At 29.8% G+C, this 9364-nt stretch carries 10 protein-coding genes; 5 read left to right on the top strand and 5 right to left on the bottom strand.

The window, feature by feature from the left end; genetic code table 11:
* Both ACTG3S_RS01980 and ACTG3S_RS01975 read right to left on the bottom strand, forming a co-directional pair.
* Nucleotides 1-230: hypothetical protein (locus tag ACTG3S_RS01980; protein ID WP_439127700.1), on the bottom strand; the 230-nt coding region annotated here is incomplete at its 3' end.
* A gap of 41 nt (nucleotides 231-271) precedes the next feature.
* The gene (locus ACTG3S_RS01975) at nucleotides 272-811 is read right to left on the bottom strand and encodes an RNA polymerase sigma factor (RefSeq protein ID WP_439127699.1); all 540 of its coding nucleotides are present in this window, start codon (nucleotides 809-811) and stop codon (nucleotides 272-274) included.
* A gap of 204 nt (nucleotides 812-1015) precedes the next feature.
* On the opposite strand from ACTG3S_RS01975, the gene yaaA reads away from it, so the two are divergent.
* A complete protein-coding gene (yaaA, locus tag ACTG3S_RS01970) occupies nucleotides 1016-1774 on the top strand; it encodes a peroxide stress protein YaaA (protein WP_439127698.1) in 759 nt (252 codons plus the stop codon).
* On the opposite strand, the gene ACTG3S_RS01965 is transcribed toward yaaA, so the two are convergent.
* Nucleotides 1771-2655, bottom strand: coding sequence for a Brp/Blh family beta-carotene 15,15'-dioxygenase (locus tag ACTG3S_RS01965; RefSeq protein WP_439127697.1), 885 nt, complete (start codon nucleotides 2653-2655; stop codon nucleotides 1771-1773). The genes yaaA and ACTG3S_RS01965 overlap by 4 nt on opposite strands.
* 87 nt (nucleotides 2656-2742) lie before the next feature.
* Here ACTG3S_RS01965 and ACTG3S_RS01960 point away from each other — a divergent pair, with 87 nt between their 5' ends.
* Nucleotides 2743-3474: a bacteriorhodopsin-like gene (locus ACTG3S_RS01960; RefSeq protein WP_439127696.1), complete on the top strand. Its 732-nt coding sequence runs from the start codon at nucleotides 2743-2745 to the stop codon at nucleotides 3472-3474.
* 53 nt (nucleotides 3475-3527) lie between these two features.
* Here the strand turns inward: ACTG3S_RS01960 and ACTG3S_RS01955 are convergent, their stop codons facing one another.
* Nucleotides 3528-4952, bottom strand: coding sequence for an L-serine ammonia-lyase (locus ACTG3S_RS01955; RefSeq protein WP_439127695.1), 1425 nt, complete (start codon nucleotides 4950-4952; stop codon nucleotides 3528-3530).
* Nucleotides 4953-5044: 92 nt separating this feature from the next.
* The gene (locus tag ACTG3S_RS01950; protein ID WP_439127694.1) at nucleotides 5045-5386 is read right to left on the bottom strand and encodes a DUF2853 family protein; all 342 of its coding nucleotides are present in this window, start codon (nucleotides 5384-5386) and stop codon (nucleotides 5045-5047) included.
* A 246-nt stretch (nucleotides 5387-5632) separates the two neighbouring features.
* Between ACTG3S_RS01950 and dnaK the strand changes: the two genes are divergently transcribed.
* From dnaK to ACTG3S_RS01935, 3 genes are all read left to right on the top strand, one after another.
* The gene (gene dnaK / locus ACTG3S_RS01945; protein WP_439127693.1) at nucleotides 5633-7540 is read left to right on the top strand and encodes a molecular chaperone DnaK; all 1908 of its coding nucleotides are present in this window, start codon (nucleotides 5633-5635) and stop codon (nucleotides 7538-7540) included.
* Between the two features lie 152 nt (nucleotides 7541-7692).
* A complete protein-coding gene (locus ACTG3S_RS01940; RefSeq protein WP_439127692.1) occupies nucleotides 7693-8217 on the top strand; it encodes a hypothetical protein in 525 nt (174 codons plus the stop codon).
* A 68-nt stretch (nucleotides 8218-8285) separates the two neighbouring features.
* The coding region (locus tag ACTG3S_RS01935) for an NAD(P)/FAD-dependent oxidoreductase (protein ID WP_439127691.1) at nucleotides 8286-9364 on the top strand (1079 nt) is incomplete at its 3' end.

Raw genomic sequence — 9364 nt, 5'->3', positions numbered from 1 at the left:
GCTGCAATTGCATATTTAAAATTAGGTTTTAACTTAAATACTTTTTGTTTTTTAGAGGTTTCTTTAACTACATCTTGTTTTATTTTATCTAAAATAGATACTTTCGATTTTTTAAAATATCCTTCAGGAATGTCTGTTCCTAAATAACTGCTATGTTTTTTAGAAATAGTATCTTTAAAATCTTCTTTTAAGAAACTTTTGGTATTTGTGTTTTTATGATGTTTGCCCATAATTTATAAGTTAGACCCTACTTTTTAAAAATAGTTTGGTTTTATAAAAATATTTTTTCTTCAATAGTTTTTACTGCTGTATAATAACTAGATTTTAAAGTACTTTCAGGTACTTTTAAAATCTGAGAAATTTGTTTAAAACTCAATTCATCAAAATATTTCATTTGAAAAATTCTTTTTTGTTTTTCTTTAAATGTGTCTATAATTTTTTGTAGTTTTTGCTGAATTTCATCTCCATTAAAATATTCATCTTCAAATAAAATTTCTAAATAAGATTCAGGTACACCATCAATATCATCAAAATTAAACTTGTTGTTTTTTTCTAAAAAACGCATAGATTCGTTATAAGCGATTCTGTACATCCAAGTATGTAAACTACTTTTTTCTTTAAAATTGGCTATACTTTTATAAACTCTAATAAAGGTATTTTGTAGAACGTCGTCTGCGTTTTCGTGTGTAATTACAATTTTTCTAATATGCCAATACAAACGTTCTTGATACGCATCAAGCAGTTCACTAAAAGCGATATCTTTTAGTGTAGCATCTTTTAACTTTTTTACAAGTTCTGCGTCTTTAATCAAATATTAATTTGTTGGTTACTAATCTTTAGACCTTAAAAATTAGAAATAGTTTGTTGAATTTAAAAAATATTTTTCAAATCAATTTATTCTATAAATTTTATAGATGCATTTATCAATAGAAAATACGGTCTTTGTTTGACAATTGATACAATCCTTAGTATTTTTACCTTGAAAAATTGAACATTAAAAAGTTATACATTTATAATGAAAATCATCATATCTCCAGCAAAATCTTTAGATTTCGAAAGTAAAGTACCAACAAGTTTACATACACAACCTCGTTTTTTAGAGCAGTCTCAGAAATTAAATAAAAAACTAAAAACCTTCTCTAAAAATAAGTTATCTAGTTTAATGTCTATTTCTGATGATTTAGCAGCTATAAATTACGAACGCAATCAAGATTGGGAAACACCTTTTACAGATAAAAATGCCAAACAAGCTATTTATGCATTTACGGGTGCTGTTTTTCAAGGGATTGATGTAAATACTTTGCAAGAAGATAAATTACCTGTTTTGCAAGATCAATTAAGAATTTTATCGGGTTTATATGGCTTGCTAAAGCCTTTAGATTTAATACAACCTTACAGATTAGAAATGGGTACAAAGTTAAAAGTGGGGAGAAAAGATAATTTGTACCAATTCTGGGATGATTCTCTAGCAAAATCTTTAAATGAAGAATTAAAAGAAGACGAATTACTTATAAATTTAGCAAGTACAGAGTATTTTAAAGCACTGCCTAAAAAAGTATTAAAAGTACCTATGATAACTCCAGTATTTAAAGATTTTAAAAACGGACAATACAAAACCATTATGACCTACGCAAAAATGGCACGCGGTTATATGGTGAGGTATATTGTTGATAATAATGTTGAAACCATAGAAGACTTAAAAGGGTTTAATATAGAAAATTATCGTTTTTCTGAAGAAATGTCTTCTGGAAACAATTTGGTTTTTACCCGTTAGTTTTTCATTTTAAACATTACCCAAATATGAGGTACAGTTACAGCAAATAAAATTACAAAAACAACTGTTGCAAATATTTTTATTTCTGGTAAAACAAAAAACAAAACACCTAAACCAATAATACTTATCAACCAAAAAGGCATTGCTTTTTTTATATAATATGTAACGCTTTTATTAGTAACAGTATTAGAAATATAACTAATTTGATGGATTATTGATGGTATTGAATGCCAAAAAATAAAATAAATGGCAAAACCTAAAATTAAAGAAGTAGTTTTAAAAACAAGAAAAAGAAACAACAAATAAAAAACCTCTTCTACTAATACTTTTAGGGGTAATTTTTTGTCTTTAAGTAACCACAAACTCAATATTAAAAAAAACGATGCACTAAAAATTAAAGATATTTCTATTTCGTTTTTTGTAAATGGCAAACCTGCCAACTCTAGCATAATTTCATTTACTTCTTCTAAGGAAGTAAAAAATATCATACTAAATATTAACAATCCATACGTTAAAAAATAAAAAGTATCAAATAAAAGGTTCTTAGAAATAATGTCTGAAAGGTGTTCTTCTCCAAAATGATATGAACTTACAATAATAAAAAGCAGTAACGCTGCATAAGCATTCACAAAATAAACTAATACACAAACTATAATAATCAATAGATAGTAAGCTAAATATTGTACTGCCTTTTTCTTGTTTTTTTCTTTTACAGAAAGGATAAGAATATCATTTGCTCCATGTAACAAACCCACAGTTAACACTAATAAGTACGCCAATGAATCTTGTATAACTCCTTCAAACTGAATACTAAACCAAAATAATAGAAATGTAAAATAAATCTTAAAATTTTGATAATTTTTAGTAAAAACACCCTTCATAATACAAATATATAAATTTAATGCCTTACATTTGTTTAAACTTATTTAAAATAAGTTAAACATTATTTCTAACTTAATACTTTTATTATGAATTTATCATTAAATTTTTTAAGCGTAGCAAAAATGGCTACAGACGATTACGTAGGTTTTACATTCTTTGTAGGTTGTATGGCTATGATGGCTGCTTCTGCTTTTTTCTTTTTATCAATGAATAGTTTTGATAAAAAATGGAGAACCTCTATTTTAGTTTCAGGACTTATTACTTTTATTGCCGCAGTACATTATTGGTACATGAGAGATTACTGGGCTTCAAATGCGGAATCACCAACCTTTTTTAGATATGTAGATTGGGTTTTAACAGTACCATTAATGTGTGTTGAGTTCTTTTTAATACTAAAAGTTGCTGGCGCAAAAAAATCTTTAATGTGGCGTTTAATATTTTTATCTGTAATAATGTTAGTTACAGGTTACATTGGTGAGGCTGTAGATAGACCAAATGCATGGTTATGGGGTCTAATTTCTGGTATTGCTTATTTTGCAATTGCTTATGATATATGGTTAGGTAGTGCAAAGAAACTAGCAGTTGCTGCTGGTGGAGAGGTTTTAAAAGCTCATAAAATGTTATGCTGGTTTGTATTAGTTGGTTGGGCAATTTATCCTTTAGGTTATATGGCAGGAACTCCAGGTTGGTATGATGGTTTAAACGGACTTTCTATGGATGTTATTTATAATATTGGAGATGCTATAAATAAAATAGGTTTTGGTTTAGTTGTATATAATTTAGCTGTGCAACAATCTGATAAAACTTTAAAAGTCTAAAAAAACACTTTAACCTTTAAAAAAAAAGCTGACTGAAAAGTCAGCTTTTTTTTTTAACAATCTGCCAAACCAACATTTATAGCTAAGCCACCCTCAGAGGTTTCTTTATAATTTTTATGCATATCTTTTGCAGTTTCCCACATAGTATTTATTACTTTATCTAAAGGTACTTTTACTTCTTTAGGGTCTGTTTCTAAAGCCATTTCTGCTGCATTTATTGCTTTTATAGCTCCCATAGCATTTCTTTCTATACAAGGTATTTGTACTAAACCACCTATGGGATCACAAGTTAAACCTAAATGATGCTCCATTGCAATTTCTGCCGCAACCAAACATTGTGCAGCTGTACCCCCCAAAAGTTCAGTTAAAGCTGCTGCAGCCATGGCAGAAGAAACACCAATTTCTGCTTGACAGCCACCCATTGCAGCAGAAATTGTAGCATTTTTCTTAAAAATACTTCCAATTTCGCCAGCGGTAAGTAAAAATTGTTTAATCTCTTTAAAGTCTGCATTATGGTTTTCTATCACCAAATAATACATTAATACTGCAGGTATTACACCTGCGCTTCCATTTGTTGGTGCTGTAACCACTCTTCCTAAAGAGGCATTTACCTCATTTACAGAAAGTGCAAAACAACTTACCCATTTTAAAATTTCTCTAAATTTTACTTCTGTGCTTCTAATTGCTGTAATCCATTCTTCAGGGTTTTTATAACTACTATCTTTTATTAATTTTTGATGCGTATCATAAGCTCGTCTTTTTACGTTTAAACCACCAGGCAACTTACCTTCTGTATGACAGCCTATATACATACATTCTAACATAGTATCCCAAATTCTATGCAATTCTTTATCTATAAATGCTGCCGAATTTAATTCGAGCTCATTTAATAGAACAATCTCAGAAATTGTTTTATTTTCTTTCTCACAGTATTCTTCTAATTGTAAAGCTTTATTTATGGGAAAAGGAAAGTTCTTTTTATTAATTTCTATTTCTTCCTCTAAATGATCTTTTTCTTGAACAATAAATCCACCACCAATGGAAAAGTAAGTTTGTGTAGAAATTTCTTCGCCTTTACAAAAACCTCTAAAAGTAACCCCATTTGCATGAAATGGTAAAAACTCTCTATTAAAAACAATCGAGTTTTTATAAAAAGGAATAGTTTTACCTCCTTTAAAAATAATTTCTTCTTGCGTATTAATTCTATCAACAATAATAAAAATGTCTTCTATAGGTATATATTCTGGATCGGCTTCACTCAAACCTAATAAGATAGATAAATCAGTAGCATGTCCTTTCCCTGTTAAAGAAAGTGAGCCATATAAATCTACTTTAATTGCATCAATTAAATCAAACTTTTTATTTGCTCTAATTTTAGAAATGTAGGCTTGCGCTGCCCTCCAAGGACCTAAGGTGTGTGAACTTGATGGCCCCACACCTATTTTTAGCATATCAAAAACACTTATAAATTGTGACATTCTCAAAATTAATTAAAATATTTGCTGTAAATGTAAAAAATCCAACTCAATGAGTTGGATTTTTTTATATAATTTAAAAAAAGTTTTTTTTATTACATACCGTAAACTGACTCTTTATCAAACTTTTTAACTAACATATAGTAAACGACAGCTCTGTATTTTTTTCTTTCAGATTTTCCTATTCTTTCCATTACCTCTTCAATACCTTCGTCTAACTCTTTACTATCTGCTAAACCTAACTTTTTGATTAAAAAATTATTTTTTACAGTTGCTAATTCTTTAGCGTCAGAACCAGAAACAGTTTCTGCATCTGCTTTGTAAATAGATGGACCTAAACCTTTTGTTACAGCTGCTAATAATTCAGTATTAGAACGTAGATTTCTATCGTCCATAAATTGCTTGTATAAAGCCACTTTTTCGTCAAATTTACTCATTTTTTAAAGTTTAATTATTTGTATAAAGTTTTTAATTCTAAAAGAACAATCCAAATATAGGAAAATAATTCAGGATTTCAAATATTGTTTTCTTTCAATAAGTTAGATACAAAATATGCCAACATGTCACATAATTTTTTGTAAAAAATAAAAAAACTGACATTTTTCTATAAAAAAGTAGATGGCACACAGTTTGACAAATAGTAAATGTAAAATTGAATTTAAAAAATTATTAAAATAAATATTATGAGTAAAATAATTGGAATCGATTTAGGTACAACCAACTCTTGTGTTTCTGTAATGGAAGGTAACGAGCCAGTAGTAATACCTAATGCTGAAGGAAAAAGAACAACACCATCTATAGTTGCATTTGTAGAAGGTGGAGAACGTAAAATTGGAGACCCTGCAAAAAGACAAGCAGTAACTAACCCTACAAAAACGGTTTATTCTATTAAACGTTTTATGGGAAACAAATTCTCTGAATCTACTAAAGAAGTAAAAAGAGTGCCATATAAAGTAGTAAAGGGAGACAATGATACACCAAGAGTTGATGTGGATGGTCGTTTATATACTCCACAAGAAATTTCTGCAATGGTGTTACAGAAAATGAAAAAAACAGCAGAAGACTATTTAGGATCTGATGTTGCTGAAGCTGTAATTACAGTACCAGCATATTTTAACGATGCACAAAGACAAGCTACAAAAGAAGCTGGTGAAATTGCTGGTTTAAAAGTTAGAAGAATTATAAATGAACCTACTGCAGCTGCATTAGCTTACGGATTAGACAAATCTAATGACGATAAAAAAATTGTTGTTTTCGATTTTGGTGGTGGTACACATGATGTTTCTATTTTAGAATTAGGAGATGGTGTTTTTGAAGTATTAGCTACTGATGGAGATACACATTTAGGTGGTGATGATGTTGATGAAAAAATTATCAACTGGTTAGCAGATGAGTTTAAAGCTGATGAGAACATGGATTTAAGAGAAGATCCAATGGCTTTACAGCGTTTAAAAGAAGCTGCAGAAAAAGCAAAGATTGAATTATCTTCTTCTGCATCTACAGAAATTAACTTGCCTTATGTAACAGCAACTTCTAGCGGACCAAAGCACTTGGTTAGAACTTTGTCTAGAGCAAAATTTGAGCAATTAATTGACGATTTAGTAAAAAGAACTATTGAGCCATGTGAAACTGCTTTAAAAAATGCAGATTTAACAAAGTCTGATATTGACGAAATAGTTTTAGTTGGTGGTTCTACAAGAATACCTGCTGTACAAGAAGCTGTAGAAAAATTCTTTGGAAAAGCACCAAGTAAAGGTGTAAACCCAGATGAAGTTGTTGCTTTAGGTGCTGCAATTCAAGGTGGTGTTCTATCTGGAGATGTAAAAGATGTATTGTTATTAGACGTTACTCCTTTATCTTTAGGTATAGAAACTATGGGGAATGTTTTCACAAAATTAATTGATGCAAATACAACCATTCCAACTAAAAAATCGCAAGTATTTTCTACTGCTGTAGATAATCAACCTTCTGTAGAAATACATGTTTTACAAGGTGAAAGAGCAATGGCTGCAGACAATAAAACAATTGGTCGTTTTCATTTAGATGGTTTACCTCCAGCACAAAGAGGTGTACCACAAATTGAAGTAACTTTTGATATTGATGCCAATGGTATTATTAAAGTTTCTGCAACAGACAAAGCAACAAATAAAACGCAAGACATTAGAATTGAAGCATCTTCTGGTTTAACAGAAGAAGAAATCGAGAAAATGAGACAAGAAGCAGAAGCAAATGCCGATGCTGATAAAGCTGCGAAAGAAACTGCAGAAAAAATTAATGGAGCAGATTCTATGATTTTTCAAACTGAAAAGCAATTAAAAGAATTTGGTGATAAATTATCTGCAGATAAAAAAGACCCAATTGAAGCCGCTTTAGCAGAATTAAAAGCTGCTCACGAATCTAAAGACTTAGCACAAATTGATGCTGCTATGGAAAAGATTAATGAAGCTTGGAAAGTTGCCTCTGAAGAAATGTATGCTGCACAAGGTGGAGCTGAAGGAGCAAATCCTGGTGCAGATGCTCAAGGACAACCAGATGCAAATGCAGATCAAGGAGATAATGTAGAAGATGTAGATTTCGAAGAAGTAAAGTAAGCAGAGAACAGAAATTCTATTAAGAATTTCTTGTAAATCGCTTATGCCTGTAAAGACAGGCATCTTCAAAAGTATATACTTAATAAAAACGCAATCATTCATTTGATTGCGTTTTTTTATGTCTTTTAGTTAAATTTGTAAAAATAATCTTTTTGAAAATCTACGATAAAACTAATTTTTTTAAACATACTTTTTGTGAATTCAGACAAATTGATGACTTTGAATTTCCTGAAAACACTAAGTATACAAGTAAGTCTAAAAGTCAATATTTTTATACAGATAAAGGAGTTTATAGAAAATCGAATCACTGGGGTAGAGTTGCCAATTGTAGATGGAAACTAATTTCAAATAATAATTATAAAAATCAACAAATAGTCATCGGTTTTGCTAGCTGGAAATCCTTTTTTCCAATCAATTCATCAGAAAAAATATTTTTTATTGAAGTTGATTTTAATTCAAAAAGAGCTAAAATTCAACCAATAAAAGAAAAAACAACAGGTTATTTATTTTCATTTTCTGAAGCTCAAAAAAGAATTAAACAAATAAATCATTTATTTAAAGATGATAAGTGGGCAAATTATTTTGAAATAGAAAAGGAAGAATTACAATATCAAGTCATCTCAAAATTTATCAATTCTGATAGTTCTCTTATGGAAATAAAAATGAGTTTTAAATAAGATATCATTGCTTTTCAGTAAATTTGCTTATCTAAAAAACTAACATTCAAACAATCTAAAAATCAGTAATGAACATCCCACAAACAAGTTTTCCGAGAGTTGTAATCATTGGTGGTGGTTTTGCTGGTTTAGCTGCTGCAAAAGACTTAGAAGAACAAGAGCTACAAGTGGTTTTAATAGACAAACATAATTATCACACTTTTCAACCTCTACTTTACCAAGTAGCCACAGGTGGTTTAGAACCAGATTCTATTGCTTTCCCTTTGAGAAAACGTTTTAACGATGTAGAAAATTTTTATTTTAGATTAGCCGAAGTTGTAAAAATAAATCCAGAAAAAAACATCGTAGAAACCTCTATTGGTAACTTAGATTACGACGAATTAATTATTGCAACTGGCTCTACTACCAACTTTTTTGGAAATACGAATATCAAAAAACATGCTATGGAAATGAAATCTGTTCCACAAGCATTAAATATTAGAAGTTTGGTATTAGAAAACTTTGAAGAAGCTTTATTGACTTCAAAATTTGAGGAAAGAAACGCATTAATGAATTTTGTAATTGTTGGTGGTGGACCAACAGGTGTGGAACTGGCAGGAGCTTTAGCAGAAATGAAAAAAGGGATATTACCCAAAGATTACCCAGATTTAGACATCAGGCAAATGCAGATAAATCTGATACAAAGTTCTGGTGAAATTTTAAAAGGAATGAGCACAAAAGCTTCTGAAAAGGCTGAAGATTTTTTAATAAATTTAGGCGTTAATGTTTGGAAAAATCTTCGTGTTTTAGATTATGATGGCAAAACTGTAACAACAAATGGCATTGACCATTTTAATGCAGCAACCGTTATTTGGGCTGCAGGTGTAAAAGGTAAAACTATTGATGGTTTACCGGCTGATTGTGTAATAGAAAGAGCTGAAAGAATTAAAGTAAACAAATACAACCAAGTTTTAAATTACACCAATATTTATGCTGTTGGTGACGTTGCTTGCATGACCTCAGAAAAAACACCTTATGGGCATCCAATGATGGCACAACCAGCAATACAACAAGGTAAATTGGTTGCTAAAAATATTTTAGCAAAACTATTCAACAAAAAAGAAACACCTTTTATATATAATGATAAAGGTTCTATGGCTACTATTGG

This window comes from Polaribacter sp. (assembly GCF_965656025.1).
Lineage (GTDB): Bacteria > Bacteroidota > Bacteroidia > Flavobacteriales > Flavobacteriaceae > Polaribacter.
The sequence above is the reverse complement of the archived record's forward strand: the minus strand, read 5'-3'. Positions and strand labels throughout refer to the sequence as shown.

Bases quoted from the DNA above. Each gene is read 5' to 3' on its own strand.
- ACTG3S_RS01965 (WP_439127697.1), bottom strand. From the start codon at position 2,655: ATGAAGGGTGTTTTTACTAAAAATTATCAAAATTTTAAGATTTATTTT.
- ACTG3S_RS01960 (WP_439127696.1), top strand. From the start codon at position 2,743: ATGAATTTATCATTAAATTTTTTAAGCGTAGCAAAAATGGCTACAGAC.
- dnaK (WP_439127693.1), top strand. From the start codon at position 5,633: ATGAGTAAAATAATTGGAATCGATTTAGGTACAACCAACTCTTGTGTT.
- ACTG3S_RS01950 (WP_439127694.1), bottom strand. From the start codon at position 5,386: ATGAGTAAATTTGACGAAAAAGTGGCTTTATACAAGCAATTTATGGAC.
- yaaA (WP_439127698.1), top strand. From the start codon at position 1,016: ATGAAAATCATCATATCTCCAGCAAAATCTTTAGATTTCGAAAGTAAA.
- ACTG3S_RS01955 (WP_439127695.1), bottom strand. From the start codon at position 4,952: ATGTCACAATTTATAAGTGTTTTTGATATGCTAAAAATAGGTGTGGGG.